Origin of the sequence: Shewanella sp. ECSMB14102 (genome assembly GCF_000813075.1) — a bacterium.
In the GTDB taxonomy this organism is placed as follows: domain Bacteria; phylum Pseudomonadota; class Gammaproteobacteria; order Enterobacterales; family Shewanellaceae; genus Shewanella; species Shewanella indica.
Genome location: NZ_JWGX01000079.1, coordinates 1 through 291 on the forward strand (window position 1 = coordinate 1; position 291 = coordinate 291).

The following is a 291-nucleotide window of genomic DNA, read 5'->3' on the forward strand; positions in this document are numbered from 1 at the left end:
ACCCGACCGGATTCGCCGATGATGAAGTTAAATCGGCAGGTGAGCAGGCCCGTCCACGCTGGCGTCACCGACTGACCACAGATTACACCTACAATGACTTTTCTGCCGTGCTGACCGCCAATCATCGCAGTAGCACAGTGTTGGATAACGAATGGTCACCCAATCAAAACAACTATAACGACATCCCGTCTTATACCACTTTTGATTTGACCAGCCGTTACAACATCACAGATGCCTTGCAGGTTCGCGCCGGGATACTCAACATGTTTGATCGCACCCCACCTCGCCAGC

At 52.2% G+C, this 291-nt stretch carries 1 protein-coding gene; it reads left to right on the plus strand.

From position 1 onward, the window contains the following. Window positions 1–291: TonB-dependent receptor domain-containing protein (locus tag RC73_RS19165; protein ID WP_039036130.1), on the plus strand; the 291-nt coding region annotated here is incomplete at both ends.